The 20,254-nt window shown below is 32.1% G+C and carries 20 protein-coding genes; 19 read left to right on the top strand and 1 reads right to left on the bottom strand.

The features are described from left to right. The first annotated feature begins 518 nt into the window (after nucleotides 1-518). The 13 genes from JOD07_RS14465 to JOD07_RS14525 all read left to right on the top strand — a co-directional run bounded on the left by JOD07_RS14465 (nucleotide 519) and on the right by JOD07_RS14525 (nucleotide 12,828). On the top strand, nucleotides 519-1,238 hold the full coding sequence (locus tag JOD07_RS14465) for a LytR/AlgR family response regulator transcription factor (protein ID WP_158741334.1): 720 nt from the start codon (nucleotides 519-521) through the stop codon (nucleotides 1,236-1,238). A gap of 58 nt (nucleotides 1,239-1,296) precedes the next feature. Continuing rightward, nucleotides 1,297-2,496: a sensor histidine kinase gene (locus tag JOD07_RS14470; RefSeq protein ID WP_158741698.1), complete on the top strand. Its 1,200-nt coding sequence runs from the start codon at nucleotides 1,297-1,299 to the stop codon at nucleotides 2,494-2,496. Between the two features lie 316 nt (nucleotides 2,497-2,812). Next, complete coding sequence (locus tag JOD07_RS14475) at nucleotides 2,813-3,430, top strand: hypothetical protein (protein ID WP_204614488.1); 618 nt, start codon at nucleotides 2,813-2,815, stop codon at nucleotides 3,428-3,430. Between the two features lie 389 nt (nucleotides 3,431-3,819). Beyond that, nucleotides 3,820-4,620 carry a flagellin N-terminal helical domain-containing protein gene (locus JOD07_RS14480; RefSeq protein ID WP_243429351.1) on the top strand — a complete coding sequence of 267 codons (801 nt, stop codon included), beginning with the start codon at nucleotides 3,820-3,822 and terminating at the stop codon, nucleotides 4,618-4,620. Nucleotides 4,621-4,800: 180 nt separating this feature from the next. Further along, nucleotides 4,801-5,214, top strand: a complete 414-nt coding sequence (locus JOD07_RS14485) for a bacteriohemerythrin (RefSeq protein ID WP_158741695.1) — start codon at nucleotides 4,801-4,803, stop codon at nucleotides 5,212-5,214. 272 nt (nucleotides 5,215-5,486) lie between these two features. Continuing rightward, nucleotides 5,487-5,987: a QueT transporter family protein gene (locus tag JOD07_RS14490; protein WP_158741694.1), complete on the top strand. Its 501-nt coding sequence runs from the start codon at nucleotides 5,487-5,489 to the stop codon at nucleotides 5,985-5,987. Nucleotides 5,988-6,020: 33 nt separating this feature from the next. Then, nucleotides 6,021-6,518 carry a preQ(1) synthase gene (gene queF / locus JOD07_RS14495; RefSeq protein ID WP_158741693.1) on the top strand — a complete coding sequence of 166 codons (498 nt, stop codon included), beginning with the start codon at nucleotides 6,021-6,023 and terminating at the stop codon, nucleotides 6,516-6,518. A 180-nt stretch (nucleotides 6,519-6,698) separates the two neighbouring features. Further along, a complete protein-coding gene (gene deoD / locus JOD07_RS14500) occupies nucleotides 6,699-7,409 on the top strand; it encodes a purine-nucleoside phosphorylase (RefSeq protein WP_158741700.1) in 711 nt (236 codons plus the stop codon). 245 nt (nucleotides 7,410-7,654) lie between these two features. Further along, nucleotides 7,655-9,574, top strand: coding sequence for a [Fe-Fe] hydrogenase large subunit C-terminal domain-containing protein (locus tag JOD07_RS15730; RefSeq protein ID WP_204614496.1), 1,920 nt, complete (start codon nucleotides 7,655-7,657; stop codon nucleotides 9,572-9,574). A gap of 131 nt (nucleotides 9,575-9,705) precedes the next feature. Then, the gene (locus JOD07_RS14510; protein ID WP_158741691.1) at nucleotides 9,706-10,629 is read left to right on the top strand and encodes a tetratricopeptide repeat protein; all 924 of its coding nucleotides are present in this window, start codon (nucleotides 9,706-9,708) and stop codon (nucleotides 10,627-10,629) included. A gap of 172 nt (nucleotides 10,630-10,801) precedes the next feature. Then, a complete protein-coding gene (locus tag JOD07_RS14515) occupies nucleotides 10,802-11,281 on the top strand; it encodes a DUF2975 domain-containing protein (RefSeq protein WP_158741690.1) in 480 nt (159 codons plus the stop codon). A gap of 10 nt (nucleotides 11,282-11,291) precedes the next feature. Next, nucleotides 11,292-11,507 carry a helix-turn-helix domain-containing protein gene (locus tag JOD07_RS14520; protein ID WP_158741689.1) on the top strand — a complete coding sequence of 72 codons (216 nt, stop codon included), beginning with the start codon at nucleotides 11,292-11,294 and terminating at the stop codon, nucleotides 11,505-11,507. Between the two features lie 73 nt (nucleotides 11,508-11,580). Continuing rightward, a complete protein-coding gene (locus JOD07_RS14525; RefSeq protein WP_204614498.1) occupies nucleotides 11,581-12,828 on the top strand; it encodes a DUF4153 domain-containing protein in 1,248 nt (415 codons plus the stop codon). A gap of 102 nt (nucleotides 12,829-12,930) precedes the next feature. On the opposite strand, the gene JOD07_RS14530 is transcribed toward JOD07_RS14525, so the two are convergent. Further along, nucleotides 12,931-13,830: a DUF2935 domain-containing protein gene (locus tag JOD07_RS14530; RefSeq protein WP_158741687.1), complete on the bottom strand. Its 900-nt coding sequence runs from the start codon at nucleotides 13,828-13,830 to the stop codon at nucleotides 12,931-12,933. A gap of 232 nt (nucleotides 13,831-14,062) precedes the next feature. Between JOD07_RS14530 and JOD07_RS14535 the strand changes: the two genes are divergently transcribed. From JOD07_RS14535 to JOD07_RS14560, 6 genes are all read left to right on the top strand, one after another. Next, on the top strand, nucleotides 14,063-15,418 hold the full coding sequence (locus JOD07_RS14535) for an MATE family efflux transporter (RefSeq protein ID WP_204614500.1): 1,356 nt from the start codon (nucleotides 14,063-14,065) through the stop codon (nucleotides 15,416-15,418). Between the two features lie 61 nt (nucleotides 15,419-15,479). Then, nucleotides 15,480-16,193 (top strand): M48 family metallopeptidase, encoded by a 714-nt coding sequence (locus JOD07_RS14540; protein ID WP_158741685.1) that lies wholly within the window; start codon nucleotides 15,480-15,482, stop codon nucleotides 16,191-16,193. 121 nt (nucleotides 16,194-16,314) lie between these two features. Next, nucleotides 16,315-17,118 carry a delta-lactam-biosynthetic de-N-acetylase gene (gene pdaA, locus JOD07_RS14545; protein ID WP_330636343.1) on the top strand — a complete coding sequence of 268 codons (804 nt, stop codon included), beginning with the start codon at nucleotides 16,315-16,317 and terminating at the stop codon, nucleotides 17,116-17,118. Between the two features lie 405 nt (nucleotides 17,119-17,523). Beyond that, entirely contained in the window at nucleotides 17,524-18,195 is a 672-nt protein-coding gene (locus tag JOD07_RS14550; RefSeq protein WP_158741683.1) for an FMN-dependent NADH-azoreductase, read from the top strand. Nucleotides 18,196-18,405: 210 nt separating this feature from the next. Further along, on the top strand, nucleotides 18,406-19,155 hold the full coding sequence (locus JOD07_RS14555) for a DUF3221 domain-containing protein (RefSeq protein WP_204614502.1): 750 nt from the start codon (nucleotides 18,406-18,408) through the stop codon (nucleotides 19,153-19,155). Nucleotides 19,156-19,240: 85 nt separating this feature from the next. Continuing rightward, a complete protein-coding gene (locus JOD07_RS14560; protein WP_204614504.1) occupies nucleotides 19,241-20,122 on the top strand; it encodes a PLL family lectin in 882 nt (293 codons plus the stop codon). Nucleotides 20,123-20,254 lie beyond the last annotated feature (132 nt).

Genomic DNA, 20,254 nt, shown 5'->3' on the forward strand with positions numbered 1-20,254 from the left:
GAATCAAATTAGGGTGAAGAAAAATTAATATGAAATTCTAAGATATATTAAGCATTAGTGAGTTTTTGTCCAAAATAAGGGGGACAATACGGTATCATCGCAACATATCAGATTCCAAGAATTATAACTAGAAAATATTACACTTGGGAGTCATTCCAAAAAGCAGATAGCTATATAGAAAAATTCAATCTTAGATATGATATGAAAGAAGCTAAACGCCTGGGAAAATCACAGGTTTTTGCAGTAACATATGAATTAAAAGGGCAATGAAAAAATGAATGATATATTTTATGCATCCGTCGGGGATGCATTTTTTGTTATGGAAAGTGATCAACTGTTTTTTGGATATGTTCATTATTATATAAAGAATATTAATTTAAGTATAAGGATTCTTCAATTTTTTTAATTTACTAGAAAAAAAATATATATTATGATAAAATTGTAATATTAACTGGCGTTTTTATAAAGTTCATGTCATATAAATTAAAGCAAAGTTGAAGTTAGGAGAAATTGGTAAAATGAGAAATATATTAATTGTTGAAGACAATCTGCAACAAAGAGAATATTTTGCCAAGATTGCATTAGAAATCAATCAAAATATCAAAGTTAAAACTGCTGCTTCGGCAAAAGAAGCATTTAAAATAGCAAAAGAGAATGATATAGATGCGTTCTTTATCGATATACGGCTTGTTGACGATAATGGAATAAAATTAGCTAAAAAATTAAGATGTTTTCAAAAGTATAAATTTACTCCCATGATATTCATTACGGCTTTACCCACAAAAGAAATGGAAGCATTTCATGATATTCATGCATATGATTATTTGATAAAGCCTTTTAAAAAAAGTGTTTTAGAACAGATTATGAGAAACATACTCATAGATTACTTTGAGAGTATTGATGATCAACAAGAAAAATATTTGATTCTTGACTTTAAGGGGATCAAGCAAAAAATAAGTTTATCAAATATTTGCTATATCGAATATAGATATAGAAAGATTGTAATTGTAACACAGTATGAAGAGATCATCTATAAGCATATTTCAATAAAAAAATTCATTACTCAATTAGATAGAAGATTTATTCAAGTCCATCAATCATTTGTGGTAAATAAAGAGTTTATTGAAAAAATCGATTTAAGACAGAAAGAGATTGCATTGCTAAAAAGAAAAGAGAGGATTCCAATTGGTACAAATTATAAAAAGAAGATAGGGGAAATCTTTGATGGAGATATATGAGAACATTATATTAGCACTTTTTGAGATCATTATTTCACTTTTACTACTTCATGGAATCATGAAACATCTTCATACGAATGTTTTTGATAAAATGTTATATATTATACTTGCTTCAGTGCTTATTGCTGCTTGCAATATGCTTATAAATGGTGATGAAATTTCGCATGTTTTAAATACTTTAGCATTATATACAACATTCATTTTGTATTTATGGAAAAATAAAGAAAAAAGTTTATCATCAAACACTATAATATTTTTTATCATTTTACTGTTTAGTATCATTATTCAGTTGTTCGTTATTATTGTATTAAGAATTTCAGTGAACAACTTTAAATGCACGTTTTTTGATGGGCTCATTGTTCAAATGTTAGGAACGATCCTCGTTTTATTGTTATCTAAAGTTTTACCATTATCGGATTTATATATACTTATTGAGAAAAAGTTTTTTAGAATTATGATTACGATTATTTCTATTTTGTATTATAGCATTTCTATATTATGGAATATAGATCCAACTCATGATATAGATGGAATAACTAGCATGTTTGTAATCATTATTCTAGCAGTCATTATCAATATGATTTTATTACGAGATGGTCTATTGAACTATGCATATGAGGAAAAATTGAAAGTGTATGATACTTATTTCCCTATTATTGAGGATATAGTTGAAGAATTCAGAAAAAAGCAACATGATTATCATAATCATCTTCAGACTTTAGCAGTAATTAATGAAGGATTGAGCGGAGAAAATGCAGAAATATTGAATGAATATATTGATAATTACATGAGAGAAAATATTTGGAAAGATCTAATAAAGATAGATAATAAGATTATCATTGCTCTATTTTATAGTAAGTATGTTTATGCTAAAGATCAAGAAATCAATTTGCAATTTCATATCAGTAATTTTAATTTCTGTTCTCAATATGCCAATTATGAACTTGTAGAAATGTATGGAATATTAATTGATAATGCTATTGAAGCAGTCAGTAAGCAGGAAACTCGAAAAAATATTGAAATTATATTAGGTAAACATGGAGAAAGAAATCTTTTTAGAATTATAAATCCCCATGAGTTTATATCTTCTAAGCAAATAAATCAGTTTTTTGAGAAGGGATATTCCACTAAGGAAAAGAAGAGTAAAGGAATAGGATTGTATAAATTGAAGCAAATATTAGAAAAAAAAGGAGACATCATATTTTTTTATTATGATATTTCATTGAAATCTGTTATTGCTGAGATACAGCATACCTGATTTTGGGGATTATAAATTAATATCTGGTTGAAGTACTGCCTCTTTTTCTGGTATGTATTAATTTTAATAGGAGGCTTAAAAAAGTGATTTAATATAGGTTGCCATCATTAATTATAAAATCTCATCATCTCATAATAAATCAAATTGTTTTGCTTATTTGATTTGTTTTTTGCCTATTTGCTTTTTGAAAAAAATAAGCAAAAATAAAGCTTTAATAATCAATACATATTGATTTGCAATATAGTAATTTTATAATGTAAATGACAAGCTTGTCAAAGTACACTATAATTATATAATGAAAGGAAATCTAAAGTAGATGAAAAAAACTTTATCAAAAGTTATATCATTAGTCTTAATGATAATTATGATAAGTAGTTCGATGAGTGTTTTTGCAAAAGAGAAAGAAGGGTATTCTGTTAGATATGTAAAAGAAATACCTAAAGGTATGGAAGTATTAAAATTTAATACTCAAAAAGAAGCGGATGAATTTTTTGCAACATTAAGTAAAGAGATATCAAATTTTCAATTAACAGATAAAGACTTAGTTGATGACAAAAATGGAATAAAGAAAAATGGGCAAAACAATAGTATAGGAATAGCTGGTGTTGGAGATAAAGTAACTACATCCAAAAGATTTCAAAAGAGAATAGTAGCTTCTTTAAATACCTATCTTAATTTATATGTAAAATATACATATGTAGATGCAGCAGATCCTTACGGAAGAGCATTTGTTAGTATAGATGAAGTATCATCATATATTTCTGGGGGAACGGCATTTCAAAATTATACTGAATATGATGCATATGTAAATTATATGAAGACTTATTTGGCTAAATGTACTGCAGTAGGTCAATTTGAATATGCAGTAGATGTAAAAGGAAAAATATCTATATATACAATTGATACAGAAATAAGTGCTGAATTTAGACCTTAAAAGGTCAATTAAAGAGTTAACCTTATTTACTTTTAAATAAGGTTAACTCGAATTTTAAGGAGGAGTTTTAAATGGATCATGTTTTAGGAACGATAATATATTTAATTTTAGTTGGCTCTGTAATAGGATATCTATTAAGAGTTGTAGTAAGGATTTTAAATAAACTTAGCAAATAGAGTTATTAAAGACATGAATTAATCTTAAAAAATAGCTATCACAAAGTATTTATGCATCCGTTTAGGATGTTTTTTATATTTAAATTGATTGTAAGATTAATATTAAAGCATTTTTTATCATGAGACGATATATATAATAAGAAGTAAATTTTGGATAAATAGGGTGAAACCATGTTTATTAGTTTTGCAACCGAGTCTAAAATTATAAATCATATGAAGAGTCTACAAAGAAATCAGGATGTACTCGCGTTACGTCTGGCTACTGGCCAGAGGATTAATTCTGCTGCCGATGATCCGGCAGGACTGGCTATTTCCGAGAGAATGAGGGCGCAAATTCGGGGATTAAGAATGGCACAAAGGAATGCTATGGACGGAATATCTCTTATACAAACAGCTGAAGGTGCCATGAATGAGATACATTCTATTCTTCAAAGAATGAGAGAACTGTCGGTTCAAGCAGCCAATGGGACCAATACGGATCAGGACCGTGCTTATCTGAATGAGGAATTTCAGCAGTTAAAACAAGCCGTTTATCAGTTTGCTCGCAGCACGGAATTTAATAGCCAGCCCCTTCTGGATGGATCCAAAAAAGACAAAGGTATTCACCTTCAGATTGGCCCCAATGCAGGAGATAGTTTAATCGTTACTATTGGAGATATGACGGATTTAGGGCTTGATGCATTGGATATTTCTACCCAGGAAGGGGCAGAAAAGGCAATGAAAGCCCTGGACGATTCTATAAATCAAGTTTCCAGAGAAAGGTCAAAGCTTGGTGCCATACAGAATCGTCTTGAACATACCATAAATTATTTATCCACCTATGAAGAAAATCTTACAGCAGCTGAAAGTCGTATACGAGATGCAGATATGGCACAAACCATCATGGAGTATACTAAAAACCAAATGCTATTGATGGTGAGTCAAGTGATCTTGGCGCAATCCTTAAGGATGAAAAGAGAAAATATTATGATGCTTTTATCCAGTCTGGAACCCAGAAGAAAGTATTGGTGGTAATCAATCAAAATATTTATTTTTGTAGAAGAATAGCATGAAAGAGCTATTCTTTTTATATTGAGAAAGAAATACATATTTTATTAAAAGAATTCCTATCGGAATTATTGAGATAAAATCAAGATTAAGATATAATAAGATAAAATAAAATAATAGTAAGGTTTTTGGAATAGAGGTGATTTTATGTTTGATTGGAAAGATGAATTTAGCTGCAATGTAGACCTCATTGACAGTCAGCATAAACGCTTGTTAGAAATTGGCTCCAAGTTATATCATATTGTTCGGGATGCAGATTTGTACGATCATTATGATGAGATCGTAGAATGCTTACATGAGTTAGCTGACTATACTGTGTATCATTTTCAATCTGAGGAGGAATTAATGCTGTCGTCTAATTACCTGCCTTATTTTACCCATAAGCAGGAGCATCAAAAATTTATCGATAAAGTAAATGATGTCTTAAGGCAAGATATTGATGACAAACAGAAAAAAATAACAATGGATATTATCATTTTTATTGCAGATTGGATTGAAAAGCATATTCTAAAGCATGATACAGCATTTGGAAAATTTTTTAATTTACAGAAAAAATCTTAATCTCCTTAAACTAACTGCTTTTTAAATATTAGATCGTGAAATAGTCATTGCATTATGTTTTTTGAAGTGTTATAATGATTTGCAATTGAATAAGACAGTTCGAAACCCATCCTGTCTATAATCAAAACTAGGATCGGCTATTAAGTTTAATAGCTTATAAAAGATGGGGCCATTGTGCCTCTTTTTTTATGCTATTAAACTTAATGTCATTTTAATGGACAGGGATGTCCATTTTTTTATTACATAGAATATTTGATAGGAGGAAAAAGTTTATGGAGCTGAAAGTAAGTGACGAAAAAACTGCTGCTGTGTCAGCAGTAAAAAAGATTTCTATTTCAGGAATTGTTATGGCATTGTATGTAACCGTTATGTTCTTTACTCAAGGATTTGCTTTTGGTCAGTTTCAAATCAGAATTGCAACAGCTCTGTATGGACTTAGTGCAATTTATCCTTTTTTAATTTTACCTTTGGGACTAAGCAATTTGCTCAGCAACACGATTATGGGAGGATTAGGCCCTTTGGATATGATTGGAGGGTTTGCAGCAGGATTAATTACATCCACCGCTGTATATTTTATTAAAAAATTGCAATTAAATGATTGGTTTATTGCACTTCCTATTATTTTAGGCCCTGGTTTACTTGTTCCTATATGGTTGTCTTATTTGCTTCATCTGCCCTATAGAGTGTTGGCAATTAGTCTTGTTACGGGTCAAATTATTCCAGGCATTGTAGGTGTTATTTTGGTAAAAGTGATGCGAAATATAAAGCTATAGAATATAACAAGCAATAATACAGGAGGTTTTATGATGAGTGGAAGAAAAGATCATGAATTAGAAGGCGTTACATTACTGGGTAATAAAAACACAATGTATACTTTTGATTATAATTTTGATGTTCTAGAGAGATTTACCAATAAACATATAGATAATGACTATTTCGTTAAGTTTAATTGTCCTGAGTTCACAAGTCTTTGTCCCAAAACAGGTCAGCCAGATTTTGCCACTATATACATTTCTTATGTACCTGATCAGTATTTAGTTGAAAGTAAATCTTTAAAGTTATATTTGTTCAGTTTCAGGAATCATGGAGATTTTCATGAAGATTGCGTAAATATAATTATGAAAGATTTAATAAAGCTTTTAGATCCTAAATATATAGAAGTTTGGGGTAAATTTACTCCGAGGGGCGGGATATCCATCGACCCGTATTGCAATTACGGAAAGCAGGGAACAAAATGGGAAGAAATTGCATATAAAAGACTATGCTATCATGATATGTATCCTGAAAAAATAGACAATCGTTAAAACCATAGCTTCTTTCTAAAGACTGATTCTGGTGTATATTTTTATTTTTTGCAACTAGACCTATACGACATAAGGTAAAATCTGATATACTATTATAGGTGATATATGAGATTTTATAGAATATTGAGTTTGAATCAAAAATATCTCAGACAAAAAACTTCAGAAGGAGGCTATGTGATGATACCAACACCACATATTGAAGTAAGAAATAAGAATGAAATTGCCAAAACCGTGTTAATGCCTGGAGATCCCCTGCGTGCAAAGTTTATTGCAGATACCTTCTTAACAGATGTAAAGCAATTTAACAGTGTTCGCAATGTTTTAGGATATACGGGAAATTATAAAGGAAGAAGAATTTCCGTTATGGCCAGTGGAATGGGTATGCCAAGCATCGGTATTTATTCCTATGAACTCTATAAATTTTATGATGTGGAAAATATCGTTAGAATCGGGTCCTGCGGAGGATATACTTCTGATGTTAAATTATATGATGTTATTTTGGTAAAAGATGCATGGAGCGAATCTACTTACGCCAAAGTACAGGGAGGATATGAAGGCAATATTATTGAAGGGACACCGGAGTTAAATCAAAAACTCATAAAAGCTGCAAATGATTTGGGTATTCCCATACATATAGAAAGAATTCATTCATCGGATGTTTTTTACAGAGAAAATCCTGATAAATACAAAGAAATCTATGAAAAGTACGGCTGCGTAGCTGTAGAAATGGAGTCTTTTGCACTTTTCCATAATGCAAAGGTGCTTGGAAAAAATGCAGCTTGCTTGCTTACTGTATCTGATAATTTAGCAACTAAAGAAGAAACTACCTCTGAAGAACGACAAAATTCATTCACTAATATGATGAAGATTGCTTTGGAATTAGCAGAATAGAGCAAAACAATAATGTTAGAAAAAGACATTTGTCCTAGAACAAATGTCTTTTTTTAACATTATTAAATTTTGCTAGTAATCCTTTAATAAAGTTATTGGTTTTGGCAAATTATAGGATTAAGAGTAAAATAACGGTAATGTATAAACGACATATTTAGGATAAATACTGTAGTCTAATATTTCCCTGACTTTTTTAATATAAAGCAATAACTTTTTTGCAATAAATGTTTTTAGGAGGAATAAGTATGAGTGTGAACGCGATGATATTTACCAATGATCATTGTATTGGCTGTAACCGATGCATTGCTTTTTGCCCTATTCCCGATGCCAATAAAGCAACTGAAATCAATGGGAAAAATACCATTCAAGTTGATGGAGAAAAGTGCATAGGTTGTTGGAATTGTATGGAGGCATGCATGCATGATGCCCGGGATTATCACGATGATACTCAAAAATTTTTCTATGACTTAAAAAGTGGTAAAAAGATTTCATTAATTGTAGCACCTGCTATAAGGACCAATTTCATTAATGAGTATAAAAATTTATTTGGATATTTGAAATCTTTAGGTGTTAACCTGATCTATGATACCTCTTTTGGAGCAGATATTACAACCTGGGCTTATCTTAAGTGTATCAAAGAGAAGAAGATGACAGGAATGATTTCGCAACCTTGTCCTGTAGTGGTTCATTACATAGAAAAATATAAACCAGAGTTATTGGAAAAACTAGCCCCTGTACATAGCCCGATGATGTGTACGGCAATATATATGAGAAAATATAAAAAGATCAATGATGCCTTTGCTTTCATTTCTCCCTGTATTGCCAAAAAGAATGAAATACAAGATCCAAATACAGAGAATTTAATACAGTATAATGTTACTTTTAAGAAACTGCTGGAGTATATAAGGGAAAATCAGGTTAACCTTTCGTATTATCCTGCTTATGAATTCGATGGTATAGAAGGGGCCTTGGGTTCAATATTTCCTAAACATGGTGGACTTAGAGAAAATGTAGAATTTCATTTAAGAGGTGAAGGCTGGATTCGCCAAATCGAAGGCCAAAAAGAAGCTTATAAGTATTTAAGAGAATATGTCAAACGGGTAAAACAGTCCAAAGAATTACCTACCCTTGTAGATATTTTAAACTGCAGACACGGGTGTAATTTTGGAACGGGAACAACAAAAGAACCAACCGTGGATGATGCAGATTTAGTCCTCCATTATAAAAAAGTAGAAAGTACCAGGGACCAAAATGGAAGACTAAAAAAGACTTATGATTTATTTAAAACTTTCGATAAAAAATTAAAAATTTCAGACTTTGAAAGACATTATAGCAATAAGCTCATAAAATCCGATGTAGTTAATGAAAAAGATATTGAAGGCGCCTTTATTAAACTGATGAAAACGACTGAAGAAGATAAAAGCATAAATTGTACAGCATGTGGATATGAATCTTGCTTTCAAATGGCTGAGGCAATTGTAAAAGGCAATAATTATGAAAAAAATTGTATTTATTATAACAAAAAAATGGTTGAGATTGAAAAAGAAGCAGTTTTGAAAAAGAATACAGAAATAGAGGAAATGTTTAGCAAAGTATATAATTTGAGTGAAGAAAGAAAAAAAGCCAGTGAGGAATTGAAACAAGATATTGAAACGATTTCTCGGGCTTTAGAACAAGTTACTAAAGCGAGTGAAGAGACGGCAAGAGTTTTAGACAAAATAAGTAACGAAACCAATGAAGTGGTAGAACAAGTTTATGAATTAAGAGAAATTGTAGATTTAATTAACAAAAACATTAATAAATACATTGAAAATACCAAGGTAATTGTAAGGATTTCAGAGCAAACGAATTTATTAGCATTAAATGCTTCTATAGAATCTGCCAGGGCAGGAGAACAAGGAAGAGGTTTTGCTGTTGTGGCAGAGGAAATAAGAAAACTGGCAGAACAAGCAAAATTATCTGCAGAAACAGCGCAGAGCAATAATATTTCCACTTTGCCAAATTTAGAAAAGATTATTGCCATGGCAGAAACGCTCTTAACTAGAACGGAGGAAATCAATAAAGCAATCCAAAATATTGCATCAAGCACCGAGGAAATTACTTCTCAGGCAGAAGAAATTGCAGCAACCTCTTCAGCAATCATTAATAAAAATAAAGTTAATTGATTTATGCTGAGTTAATAAAACAAGATCCTGATCATTATATATAACCTCTTTTTGCCTAAGATTATTTTGAATTGCTGTAGAAGATGTGATAGAATATTATGCGTTATCAGGGACAAAAGAGAGGATGAAAAATGAACAATAATTACTATAGAATTAATAATTATAAGAATTTGGGAAACCAGTTTGAAGAAATAGGGGAATTGGAAAAAGCTCTGGAATTTTACAAAAAGGCATTAAAATTTAAAGAAGCTGAAAAAGATATAGATCTTCTTTTGGATATAGGGTTATTATATGAAGAATTAGGTGAAGAAGAACTGGCGAAGGAAAAATTTTTGCAAATATTAGAGCTTGATCCAAAGGAAGCAAGGGCATATTATGGTTTAGGCGTTTTATATGATGAATGCAATCAGTATGAAGAAGCTCTTAAATACTATAAAAAAGCCATTGAACTTGACCCGGAGTATGACAGGGCATATTTTTTTGCAGCCGATGTATATGACCAGCTTGGACGAAAGGAAGAAGCGATAAAATATTATGAGAAAGTGATCGAATTAGTGGAGGATGATTTTTGGGCATACGTAAATTTGGGCTCAATTTATGAAGAATTGGGAGAAAATGAAAAAGCATTGGAGTATATGAAAGAAAGTTTACTCATCGAAGAGGATCATTATATTTCTTTATTTAATATAGGCGTTATACTCAAAAAGATGGGGAAAACAGAAGAAGCTAAACAACATTATCAGCGAAGTATTAAATCCAATCCGGAATACCCTTACAGTTATTTAAATTTAGCGATTCTTTATAAAGAAAAAAATGAATACGAGAAAGCCATAGAGGTTCTTACGAAAGGTATTTACTTTAATAGGCAATCGGCTTTTTTGTATTATAATCGAGCTTGTATGTATATTCATGTGAATAAATATGAGCAAGTCATAAAAGATTTAACTGTGGCTGTTAAGTTATATCCTAAGTTTGTTGAGTATATAAAAAATGATAATGAGTTAGAGCCTGTTAAGCATTTAGAGACTTACAAAGCGCTCATTCATCAAAAATAAGGTTTTTTAATTATTTTCCCTCCTGGTAGTTTTGAACTGCCAGGAGTTTTTTGTTTTATAGACATGGATATCGAAATATAGAATGAAATTATTAAAGAATGATAAAAATTTATTGTAAAACGATAAACAATATGATATAATCAAATCAATAATTAATAAGTGAGGTGCTTTTATGAAACGAGAAACACTCTTTTTAAAATTTGTGATTATCCTTATGGGAATTCCAGTCCTTGCTTTATGCATATTTGTGTTGCCTAGGTTTTCAGAATATGCGGCAAAAATTGTTCCGGAAATTCCTTATATTAAATATTTCTTTTCAATCGGCATGTATATAACTGCAGGGATATTTTACTTTGCTCTGTATCAGGCTTTAAAACTCTTAAGCTATATCGATCAGGGTAAGGCATTCTCGGAATTATCGGTTCTTGCTTTAAAAAACATAAAATACTCTGCTATTGCCATCAGCGTGGTGTATGTAGCGGAATTACCAATTATTTATCTTATAGCAGATGCGGACGATGCTCCAGGACTTATATTAATTGGACTCATTATTATTTTTGCTTCCGTGGTCATTTCAGTGTTTGCCGCTGTTCTTGAAAAATTATTAAAACATGCTTTTGATATAAAATCTGAAAATGACTTAACGATTTGAGGTGAAAATAATGGCAATTATCATTAATATCGACGTTATGTTGGCTAAAAGAAAGATGAGTGTAACAGAACTTTCCGAGAAGGTGGGAATCACCATGGCTAACCTTTCAATATTAAAGAATGGAAAAGCAAAGGCAATTCGATTATCCACTTTAGATGGGATTTGCAAGGCTTTAGATTGTCAGCCTGGAGATATTCTGGAATATAAAAATGATGATGAGCTTTAGAAAAATAAATCGAATAAAAAACAGTGTATTGGATTTAGGAATAAATTAATTATGATGAGGAGGCGTATAATATATGGATATCAGCAATTTTATTATTGACAATATGAATAATCCCCGTGAGTTAGAGAGAATGTTTAGAAAAGAACCAGAGATTTTTAAAAGGTCATTTCTACATGTTTGGGAACAAAATTCCAATTCACAGATTCTTTCCGTTTGGTATGAAAGATTGAATTATAAAGAGACAGAAAAGACAGAGGGAGCTTCCCTTATAGATAAATCATTTGTATTCATGGGTATTTTAGCAATTTTGTCTGGAATAACCACTAGGATACTTTTGTATTTTGTCGAACAGCAAGGAATAGCTCCCATTAACCTTATCTTTGGTATACTACCTTTTATGGCTGCTTATTTTTTATACAATAATAGTGCAAAAAAGAATATTGTTTATACTATCGCTGCTTTATTCCTTATGTCTGGAGTATATCTTAATCTCATTCCTTTTGAACAGAAGGACAGTATGATCTTGGCATATTTACACCTTCCTGTTTTCTTATGGGTATTATTAGGACTTGCGTTTACAGGAAATGAATACAGTATGGGCAGTGCAAGACTAAATTATCTTAAATTTAATGGAGAATTTTGTATACTTTATGCCAGTATGGCAATTAGCGGAATGCTGCTGACGGCCCTTACTATGCAATTATTTGGAGTAATTGGTATGCATATTGAAGAATTTTATTTTGAAAATATTGTTTTGTTTGGCGTTGCATCTCTCGCTATTGTGGCTTCTTATCTGGTATCCAGGAATCTCAAATTTACAAAGACTCTTGCACCATATATAGCTAAAATTTTTAGTCCTCTTATGTTGACTACATTGATAGCATACTTGATAGTGGCTATTTGGGTTGGGAAAAATCCATTCTTAGATCGGGATTTCCTGATACTATTCAACGAAATACTTATTATTGTACTGGCTGTTACAATATTTTCTATTACGGAGAATGATGCAAAGGGAAAGAAGAGTATTTCTGATTATATCAATTTTACTTTAATTTTTCTTTCTTTGATGATTGACAGCGTGGCATTTTTGGCCATGGTATTCAGATTGTCTTTTTATGGAATTACAGCGAACAGACTGGCTACTGTGGGAATAAATATATTGATTTGGGGGAATTTGTTCTGGATCATGCTTTCCTATATTAAATTTCTTAAAAGTAAAAGCGGATATTCTGCTATTCAGGATGCCGTTACAAAATATTTGCCAATTTACGGAATTTGGGCAGCTTTTGTTACATTTACTTTTCCGTTGATTTTTAAATAATGATAGGAGAAAGATTATAGTTTAATCCACGAGAAGAGCTGACTTCCTGTCAATAAGGAGTCAGCTCTTTTTGTAATAAAATTATTAAGTATTGATAAATTATCAGTGTTTCAGTATATCTAATAATCTTAAATAATGATTGGCTTCTCGCAGTACGTGATCTGCCAACAGAGGAGGAATGATGGATTTTATTTTACATTTTAATAATTCATTTGTGGCTTCTCTTTTAAAGTCTCTGATGGTTTGAGTAGCTTGCAGACTTTTATGAAGAATTTGTTTTTCAGCAGTTTGAATACATTCTGCCACAAGTTTTTCAAATTCTTTAGCAGATGCTTCTGCGATTTTTTTGAGATTTTTTTCTGTGGGATCTAACATACCATCAATAAATTGAGCATGTTCTCCCATGATATGATTCCAGAAATTAAGCTCATCGCATAAAGTTTTTACTGGAAGTTTTCTTTCTTGGAGAGTTTTTAAAATTGCCAGGTAGTACTCAGCTTCATGGATCAGATGTTCTAACATTTCAGGATATAGGTTTGTAAATATTTTGCATTCCAGAACCAGTGTCAAAAGTTGCTTTTTAAATGTGATGACTTCTTTAAGCAAATAATATGATCTTCTGTTTAAATCAAAAACTACATTTTCTAGCCATTCATTATGATAACGATTTGGCAGATCCATTAATGTATATTCGTTTCTGGTAATATTGGTGTTGATTCGTGCTCCTGTTAATCTTGAAGTGAGATCTTCAGCTCTTAAAGTATAAGGAGTAACGAATTGGTTTGATGGAGTAACCTGTTCGGAGATGATTCCTTTGGCATAATGAACTGTTTCAGACAGAAGACGTTCAAAATTTTGTTTCAGTATGTCTGCTTTGGCAATAAAGGCAGGTTTTGCAGGTTGCAGATTGGTTTCTATAAAAAATAAATGCTCCTTCATGATTCTTTGGAAAAAAAGATTCATTTCTATGGAAATTCTAATGAATTCTTGTCTTGATAACACAGCAGCTTCTCCTTCCATAATATTACTTAATACATAATACTATGGAAAAAAGTAAAAAGTGACGCAGTATTGACAAATTTTTAAATCTATATTAATATGCTTATTAGTTTTGCAGTTTAAGGAGCCTGTTCTTTGCCACCGGGTAAAGAATTTAAGGTGTTCTGAAGCATTCCGTTAGGTCTTGGAAGGAATGTTTTTGGAACACCTTATTTATTTTGAAAGGAGAGTGGATATGGGAAATTATGTTCTAAAGGATTTTGCTAAATATGTGTGTTTAAATATTCTCGGAATGTTAGGACTTTCGTGTTATATTCTGGCCGACACTTTTTTTGTAGCAAAAGCCTTAGGTGCAACGGGGATTGCAGCATTGAATTTTTCTATTTCGATTTATAGCGTGATTCATGGCACAGGATTGATGATAGGACTTGGGGGAGCCACAAGATACAGTATCTTAAAATCTCAGAATGAAGATGAAAAGGCCAATGCAGTTTTTACAACCTGTATAAAATTAGGATTTTTAATAGGCGCATCCTTTGCCCTTATTGGTATAGTTGGTTCAAAAACTCTGGCAGTTATATTAGGCGCAGATGGGACTACCTTGCCGCTGACGAAGAACTATTTAACTACAATATTATGCTTTGCGACATTTTTCATCACAAATAATATTATGCTTGCCTTTGTACGCAATGATCATAATCCTAATTTATCTATGTTTGCGATGTTAATGGGTAGTTTTTCAAATATATTATTGGATTATATATTTATGTTTCCTCTAGGGATGGGAATGTTTGGGGCAGCTTTTGCAACCTCTCTGGCACCGATCATCAGTATCAGTATACTGTTATTGCATTTTAGGAGGGGTAAAGCTCAGTTTAGATATATCCCTTATAAAATGAACTGGTCAGGGGTCGGTGATTTTTTGAGCTTAGGGTTATCAGCTTTTATTACAGAAGTTTCATCTGCTGTTGTGCTTATAACTTTTAATCTTGTGATTTTAAGTATTAAGGGGAATCTAGGGGTTGCCTCCTATGGAATTGTTGCCAATATCGCATTGGTTGGGGTTTCTGTGTTCGTTGGAATTGCACAAGGGATGCAGCCTCTTGTTAGTTACGGATATGGATTGAAAGATTATATGGTTCTAAAGAAAGTGCTGAAATATGCTGTAATTACTTCTTTTGCCATAGCCTCCGTTATGTATTTAAGCACGTATTTCAATGTAAACTTTATTATTGGAATTTTTAATAGTGAAGGGAACCTGGCAATAGCCCAAATTGCAAGAGAAGGGCTGGTTATTTACTTTATTGGTTTTTTCTTTGCAGGAATTAATATTATTCTGACTATGTATCTCAGTGCTTCAGAGCATGCTAAGGAGGCTTTTGCTATTTCTATGGCAAGAGGATGCATTATTATTGTCCCAATGGCTTTGATGTTAAGCAGAATTTGGGGAATGACAGGTATATGGTTGTCATTTGTTATTACGGAAGGTATTGTAATGCTGATATCTATTTTTACAGTGGCCAATTCAGGAAAAAATGAAAATGATAATTTAGAGAAAACCATTGGGAACATTCCTGAAGAATCCTATTAAAATTTTGATTTGGTCAGAAGCTATGGTAAAATAGTTCCATGATACGAAAAAGGAGAAGGTTATGAAATTAGAATTTAAATATGGAACTAGAAATGTACCTTTTGATGTGGTACGGGCAAAGAGAAAAACAGTAAAAATTGTAGTATCACCACCCGATCAGGTGGTAGTAACTGTTCCCATGCGCATGAGTCAAAAGCAAATTATAGATGTCGTAACTGCAAAAGGGAATTGGATTTTAAAAAAGATAGATTATTTTAAAGAAATCGATTATTTCCCCGTTAAAAGAGAATATATTGAAGATGAACTCTTTATGTATTTAGGAAAATACTATCCTTTAAAAATTGAATACAGTTCAGATATTAAAAAACCGGAAATAATGTTATGTAATGATCAATTGAGGATTAAAACCAATACAGAAAATAAAGACATAATGCAAAAAACCATGGAGCAGTGGTACAGAACTATGGCTCAGAAAGTTATAGGAGAAAGGGTAAGGTATTATCAAAAGTTTTTTAATACAGAACCGAAAGATATAAAAGTTAAAGAGCAAAAGAAAAGATGGGGGAGCTGTACCTATGACAATCGACTTTTATTCAACTGGCGATGCATTATGGCAACTTTAGAGAGTTTAGATTATATTGTTGTTCACGAAATGAGTCATATGCATCATAAAAACCATTCAAAGCAATTTTGGAGTTTTGTAGAATCCATACTTCCTGATTATAAAGCAAGAAAAGAATGGCTGCGGGACAATGGAATCAAGATGAATCTATAGAAAGAAGGGCCAGATAAGTTAGAATAATATTTTGATTTCCATTATAACGAAGTAATGATTAATAAGCCTCTCGAATATATTATAATGATCATTATTCGAGAGGTTTGTGTTTAGTATGAGAATGGAAAAATGTAAACAGATTGCATTTACTATACTTCTGTGTGTGGCAGCATATGTTTTGGGTGGCAGGGTTGCAATGCTGGTGGATCACCATAAGCAGGAAGTGATGAGTAGGTCTGTCGAAGAAAACTGGGGGCTTAGCTTTTCATCGCCAGGTCAGCCGCCTAAGGCCAATGCAACAGCAGAAGAGTTAAAACAGTATGATGCCTATTATATTGGGGATGGCAAAGAAAAGGTGATCTATTTGACTTTTGATGCCGGCTATGAAAATGGGTATACTCCTGCCATACTGGATGCACTGAAGAAGCATAACGTGACAGCAACTTTTTTTATAGTGGGAAATTATATCAAAACAAGCCCTGATTTGGTTAAACGAATGATTGAAGAAGGACATACTGTAGGTAACCATACATATACGCATCCAAATATGTCTAAAATGAATACAATGGAGACTTTTCGTAAAGAACTTGAAAACTTGGAGATCGACTTTGAAAAAGTAACAGGAAAGGAAATGACAAAGTATTATAGACCTCCACAAGGAAAGTATAACGTCAATAATTTAAAAATGGCAAAAGAATTGGGATATAAAACTTTCTTCTGGAGTCTTGCCTATGTGGATTGGTATACTGACAAGCAACCTACGAAAGAAGAGGCATTTGATAAGTTATTAGGAAGAATTCATCCAGGAGCAATTGTTCTCCTTCATAGTACCTCAAAGACCAACTCTGAAATATTAGATGAACTGATTCAAAAGTGGAAGGAGATGGGATATACCTTTGATACCTTAGATCATTTAGTTCAATAAATAAGATGATTTAATATTTAAATGATTGCACTTCCTGAGGACGATATTCCTTAACAGGAAGTGTTTTTTATTGTGTTTGATTCAAAAAAATTACATATCCCATAATGGTTTTTTGAATTTAAATCATGCAAAGGAAAGACTATTCTATTGAAAAAAGAAGAAAGAAAATTTGCTTATTGATATGCAGAAATCATTCCTCAAGTTATAATTGCATTGATCCCACTGAAGAAACAGTATCTTTGAATGACGAAGAAAATGGGATAGAAAACTCCAAGTTTTAGGAGAAATTAATTGGTTTATATTGACGAGTTGTTTAAAATATTCCAGTAAATTTCGCAATATAAATTTTAAAAACATCAGCATACTAATGAGTGTTAAATACTTATTGAAAAAGGGGCTGATGTTTTGAAAAAATTATTATATATTACGGTGAATTCAAAGCCAGAAAACTTATCAGTGAGCAGAACTGTTGGAAGAGCATTTGTTAATAAATTTGTTGAAAGATATCCAGAGTTTACAGTGGAAGAATTGGATTTGTATAAAGAACATATTCCCAGATTAGAATATCAGTATTTTGAAAGCAGAAATTGCATGATCAATGAAGAAACTGCAAAAAATTTATCGGCTAAAGAGCAAAAAGAAGTTCAAAGAATTACAGAGTTGTGCAACCAATTTATTGAATCAGATGTATATGTTATTGCATCTCCAATGTGGAGTTTATCCTTCCCTGCTCCATTAAAAGAGTATATAGACTGTATTGTACAAGTTGGTAAAACCATTTCACTTCCTAAAAAAGGGGAAAAGCCTGAAGGTCTTCTGAATGACCGTCCAAGGGCAGCAGTTTATATACAATCTTCCGGCGGAAACATTCCGTGGATTATAGGTACAATGTTTAATAAAGGTGTAGATTATGTTGAAACCATAATGAATTTCATGGGTATTAATAAGTTTGAAAAACTATTTGTTGATGGCACAGGGAATACGGAAGAAGAGAGAACAGTTGCCATCGAAAAAGCTAAAGAAAAGATTGATAAAATTATTGAAAAGATTGAAATAAAAGAGCATGCATTAGTCTAGTTTTATATTCGAATGTTTTTTAAAAATAAATTAATAATCTACAATAAAAACTCTTAGGTATTTTCCTAAGAGTTTTTAAAATGAGTAACTGGTATTTTCTATAGTCTGTAAAATTACTATTGTGTTAGCAACCAGAAGTAAATTTGTTTCGTCTAAGGGTATTGAATAGAAGATTTATGAAAGAAGGGAATGAGGGGTATTATTAAAAAAATGTTTTGCTTACCAGTTATTCTTTTAATGTGCATTGGATTGACTGGATGCGGGGAAAAATCAAAAAAGAAGTTATCATCGTTAACACATTTTGAGGCAATTGTAATTAAGAATGGAGAGAATTTTGTAGTTGTTCCCAATGAAAATAGCAATGAAGCCAGGATATCGGATCAAATTGCAGTCCGTACAAATAATGCGTCCATTATGGGTATAAATAACCAAGTAATTCGTATAGACGAAATTCCAGTAGGGCATGTTGTAGAAATTACTTATAATGGAGAAATCATGGAATCCTATCCTGCTCAAGTATTTGCTGATAAAATTCAGCTTTATGCAATGAGCCCTATAATCGAGGCTTACCTAAAGATTATTGAAGAAATATATCAAGAAGATCCGGGATTAAATCAAGATATATCTATTATTGCCCTGGATACTACAGACATAAAAAATTTAAATGATTGGGAAAAGCAAATACTTCTAGTAAACATGGAACAGAAATATGGCAAGGAAGTGATGGAAAGTACTTTTGAGGAATTGATGAATGAAGGTTTAATAGATAAAGAAAACCGAGCTTTTCCTGAGGGCATTTTGATTACGATTACCAATCCAAATTTTAATGAAAATAAAGATACATTGACATATGAAATAAAAAAGTGGAGAAGTGGAACAGGAGCAGTTGGATATACGGGTATTGCATACTATGATAATGGAACATGGATCATTGAAAAGAAAAATATGTGGATAAGCTAGTTCTATATTTAAAATTCATTATATTAACAGAAATAACATTAATTTCATATGATGTATTAGCTTTAATTTAAGGAGTTGTTGAATAATGAATTCATATTATAGGAACTGGCCTTATTCACATATGCCAAACTATAAAGTGCAAAACCCTTATCCGTTTTACAATACTATGGCAACAGGTTATCATGAAAATTTATACGAATCAAGTAGTGACAGTTTTGAAGAGGCTATGATGCGTCAAAGGCCACAGGATATCAATAGGATTATGGCACTTGTCAATCGACAATTCGAAAACTACTATATAGAACTTCAAAGTTATGGAGTTCCGAGAATCGTTACCAGTAATATTTTCAGAAGCATTGTGGCATACGTACTGGAAAATGAAAATAAATATACTGGGAATCTTGACCAGAGGACAAATGCATTATTTAATGCTTATTTACGGGATAATGTTATCGTTTTTATTATTCTGCGCGGATATGGTGTACCGAGTAATCGAATCAATCAAATGATCAGGACGATCATTCGTTTTGTGCTGGAAAATATAGGAGAACAACCTGCTACTGGATGGAGTGAATGGGAAGACTTAGGCGGTGTATTGACATCTGCTCCAGCGGTAGCATCCTGGCAGCCCAACCGGCTAGATGTATTTGGCCGCGGCCAAAACAACGCATTATGGCATAAGTGGTGGGATGGATCGAGGTGGAGTGAATGGGAGGATCTGGGCGGAGGAGTGATTACTTCAGGACCTGGAGCAGCATCCACAGCCTCCAATCGATTAGAAGTTTTTGCTCGTGGAGCAAACAATCAGTTATTATTTAGAACCTGGAATGGAATCACTTGGAGTGGGTGGCGTTCCCTTGGTGGAGAGATTACTTCAGAACCAGCGGCAGTATCCTGGGGAGGCAATAGACTGGATGTTTTTGCAAGGGGACTTAATAATCATCTCTGGCATATTTGGAGACTATAATGTAAAAAGCGTGCATTATATTGATGCACGCTTTTTCATTGTATTTAAGAATACTACCTGCTATGCAGGTAGTTCTGAAAAGCTTTTAGCGATAAGTATGACATAAAAGACCTCCTTTTGTTACAATAAAAT

Source organism: Defluviitalea raffinosedens, from assembly GCF_016908775.1.
Classification (GTDB): Bacteria; Bacillota; Clostridia; order Lachnospirales; family Defluviitaleaceae; genus Defluviitalea; species Defluviitalea raffinosedens.

Excerpts from the sequence above, each read along its gene's own strand:
- JOD07_RS14465 (WP_158741334.1), top strand. The coding sequence starts at position 519 with ATGAGAAATATATTAATTGTTGAAGACAATCTGCAACAAAGAGAATAT.
- JOD07_RS14470 (WP_158741698.1), top strand. The coding sequence starts at position 1,297 with ATGAAACATCTTCATACGAATGTTTTTGATAAAATGTTATATATTATA.
- JOD07_RS14475 (WP_204614488.1), top strand. The coding sequence starts at position 2,813 with ATGAAAAAAACTTTATCAAAAGTTATATCATTAGTCTTAATGATAATT.
- JOD07_RS14480 (WP_243429351.1), top strand. The coding sequence starts at position 3,820 with ATGAAGAGTCTACAAAGAAATCAGGATGTACTCGCGTTACGTCTGGCT.
- JOD07_RS14485 (WP_158741695.1), top strand. The coding sequence starts at position 4,801 with ATGTTTGATTGGAAAGATGAATTTAGCTGCAATGTAGACCTCATTGAC.
- JOD07_RS14490 (WP_158741694.1), top strand. The coding sequence starts at position 5,487 with ATGGAGCTGAAAGTAAGTGACGAAAAAACTGCTGCTGTGTCAGCAGTA.
- queF (WP_158741693.1), top strand. The coding sequence starts at position 6,021 with ATGAGTGGAAGAAAAGATCATGAATTAGAAGGCGTTACATTACTGGGT.
- JOD07_RS15730 (WP_204614496.1), top strand. The coding sequence starts at position 7,655 with ATGAGTGTGAACGCGATGATATTTACCAATGATCATTGTATTGGCTGT.
- JOD07_RS14510 (WP_158741691.1), top strand. The coding sequence starts at position 9,706 with ATGAACAATAATTACTATAGAATTAATAATTATAAGAATTTGGGAAAC.
- JOD07_RS14515 (WP_158741690.1), top strand. The coding sequence starts at position 10,802 with ATGAAACGAGAAACACTCTTTTTAAAATTTGTGATTATCCTTATGGGA.
- JOD07_RS14520 (WP_158741689.1), top strand. The coding sequence starts at position 11,292 with ATGGCAATTATCATTAATATCGACGTTATGTTGGCTAAAAGAAAGATG.
- JOD07_RS14525 (WP_204614498.1), top strand. The coding sequence starts at position 11,581 with ATGGATATCAGCAATTTTATTATTGACAATATGAATAATCCCCGTGAG.
- JOD07_RS14535 (WP_204614500.1), top strand. The coding sequence starts at position 14,063 with ATGGGAAATTATGTTCTAAAGGATTTTGCTAAATATGTGTGTTTAAAT.
- JOD07_RS14540 (WP_158741685.1), top strand. The coding sequence starts at position 15,480 with ATGAAATTAGAATTTAAATATGGAACTAGAAATGTACCTTTTGATGTG.
- pdaA (WP_330636343.1), top strand. The coding sequence starts at position 16,315 with ATGGAAAAATGTAAACAGATTGCATTTACTATACTTCTGTGTGTGGCA.
- JOD07_RS14555 (WP_204614502.1), top strand. The coding sequence starts at position 18,406 with ATGTTTTGCTTACCAGTTATTCTTTTAATGTGCATTGGATTGACTGGA.
- JOD07_RS14560 (WP_204614504.1), top strand. The coding sequence starts at position 19,241 with ATGAATTCATATTATAGGAACTGGCCTTATTCACATATGCCAAACTAT.